A 2,508-nucleotide genomic window follows, 5' to 3' on the forward strand; every position below is an offset into this window, starting at 1 on the left:
GCATAGGCCGGCAGGTCGGCCATGCCGTATTTCCAGCGGTCGAATTTCGGGCAGGACGCGGCGCCGGCGAAGGGGCCGAAGCCGCCCTCCCCGTCCGGGCGGTCGGCGGTGAAATAGGCATAGGTGGAGGGGTTGGCGACGACATAGCGCACGGCGATGCCGGCGGCGATCGGCGTCGCCTCGCCCTTGCCCAGGATGGCGTAGCGCTGCACCACCTGGCCGCCGCCGGAATGGCCGGCGACCACGATCGTCTTCAGGTCGGGGAACAGCGTCCGGTCGGCCAGCTTCGCGAGGATGGCGTCGAGCGCGGCGAAGGAGCTGATCGGGGCCGGCCCCTTGGCGTCGGCGCCGCCTTCCCAGCCGGTCGTTCCCCAACGCAGCGTGCCAGCCGGCAGGTGGTGCGCCGTCGCGTCGACCTCGGCCAGGAACTGCGGCACCACCAGGATCGCGGCCTGCCCCGCCTCCCCCGCCGCGGCCAGCGCCTTCTCGCCCGAGGCGTTGTAGACGTCCGCATTGCGCAGCCGGCCATGGATCACGATCACCGCCCGGGTGACGCCGGGCTGCGGCGTCGACCAGTCGCGCGAGACATAGAGCGCCAGCTCGCCGGAGCCGGCCGGCGTGGTCACCGCCAGGCGCTGGTCGGCCACCACCTTGACCGGCTTCTCCGGTGAGCTCTCATCCGCCGCCCGCAGCGGCAAGGCCGACAGGGTGACCAGCGCGGCAGCCGCGGCGAGGACACCAAGGGCATATCGCAGGGCCATGCTTGGCCTCCCCGTCATCTCGATCCTTCCACGTGACGAGGGCGGCGGACCGTCGGCCCGCCGCCCGGCTGCGTCACTCCGCCGGGGCGGGGGCCACGCCGTCATCCAGCGCCGGCAGCGGCTCGCCGGCCAGGGCAGCGCGCAGCCGGTCCTGGTCCAGCGCGCCCTCCCAGCGGGCGACGACGACGGCAGCCACGGCATTGCCGACGATGTTGGTCAGCGCCCGGCACTCGGACATGAAGCGGTCGACGCCGAGGATCAGCGCCATGCCGGCGACCGGCACGGTCGGCACCACCGACAGCGTCGCCGCCAGGGTGATGAAGCCCGAGCCGGTGACGCCGGCCGCTCCCTTGGAGCTGAGCATCGCCACCAGCAACAGCAGGATCTCGTCGCCATAGGACAGATGCGTGTTCGTCGCCTGGGCGATGAACAGCGCCGCCATGGTCATGTAGATGTTGGTGCCGTCGAGGTTGAAGGAATAGCCGGTCGGGATCACCAGGCCGACCACCGGCTTGGCGCAGCCCGCGCGCTCCATCTTCTCCATCAGCGACGGCAGCGCCGCCTCGGACGAGCTGGTGCCCAGCACCAGCAGCAGCTCGGCCTTGATGTAGCGGACCAGCGCCAGCACCGAGAAGCCGTTGTAGCGGGCGACGGCGCCGAGCACGACGACCACGAAGATGATCGCGGTGGCGTAGAAGGTGCCGACCAGGAAGGCCAGGTTGATCACCGAGCCGATGCCGAACTTGCCGATGGTGAAGGCCATCGCGCCGAAGGCGCCGATCGGCGCCACCTTCATCAGGATGTGGACGATCTTGAACACCGCGCCCGACACCGACTTCAGGAAATTCAGCACCGGCGCGCCCCTCTCGCCGGTCATGGCGAGGCCGACGCCGAACAGCACCGAGACGAAAAGCACCTGCAGGATCTCCGGACCCGCCTTGGGGTCGGTACCGACGAAGGCGCCGACCAGGCCGGTCGGGATGATGTTCAGCAGGAAGCCGACGATCGACTGGTCATGCGCCTGGGTGGTGTATTTCTCCACCGCCTTCGGGTCCAGCGTCGCCGGGTCGATGTTCAGGCCCGATCCCGGCTGCACCAGGTTGGCGATGATCAATCCGACGATCAGCGCCAGGGTCGAGAACACCAGGAAGTAGATCATCGCCTTGGCGCCGACCCGGCCGACCTTCTCCAGGTCGTGCATGCTGGCGATGCCGGTGACCACGGTCAGGAAGATGACCGGCGCGATGATCATCTTCACCAGCTTGATGAAGCCGTCGCCCAGCGGCTGCAGCGACGCCCCGGTCTCGGGCCAGAAATGGCCGATCAGCACGCCGATCACGACCGCGATCAGCACCTGGACATAGAGATGGCGGTAGAAGGGCACGGGCGGACGCGGGGTCGCCGCGGCGGCATGAGAGGCCATGGCACACACTCCTCGGGGCACGGGCCGCGATGACCGCAGCCGGGCCGGCAATGGGGTTTCCTGCCGCCCCGGGGATGACCTTCTTGCGGACGGCATGCCAAGTGTCGCAAGCGCCGTGCCATTTTGCGCCCATCCGCCCGAATTTTGCCATGGTGTTGATCGGAAAGGATCCTTTCCCGATGGCGGATTGCCATCGGCCCCGGATCTGTGCGGAAATCCGCACAGGACAGTCCCGCAAAGGGCGGAGACCCGCACACGTCCAAGCGAAAACCACCAGCACCGTCATTGCGAGCGCAGCGAAGCAATCCATGCAGCAGCTCCTGC

At 68.8% G+C, this 2,508-nt stretch carries 1 protein-coding gene and 1 pseudogene; both read right to left on the reverse strand.

What is annotated here, in order from left to right; genetic code table 11:
* A pseudogene (locus ABDW35_RS35440) lies at positions 1 to 761 on the reverse strand (hypothetical protein); the annotation flags it as partial.
* Positions 762 to 834: 73 nt separating this feature from the next.
* Positions 835 to 2,184 carry a dicarboxylate/amino acid:cation symporter gene (locus ABDW35_RS35445; protein ID WP_343718532.1) on the reverse strand — a complete coding sequence of 450 codons (1,350 nt, stop codon included), beginning with the start codon at positions 2,182 to 2,184 and terminating at the stop codon, positions 835 to 837.
* Between the last annotated feature and the right edge of the window lie 324 nt (positions 2,185 to 2,508).

It is taken from the genome of Inquilinus sp. (assembly GCF_039594555.1).
Classification (GTDB): domain Bacteria; phylum Pseudomonadota; class Alphaproteobacteria; order DSM-16000; family Inquilinaceae; genus Inquilinus.

Excerpts from the sequence above, each read along its gene's own strand:
- ABDW35_RS35445 (WP_343718532.1), bottom strand. The coding sequence starts at position 2,184 with ATGGCCTCTCATGCCGCCGCGGCGACCCCGCGTCCGCCCGTGCCCTTC.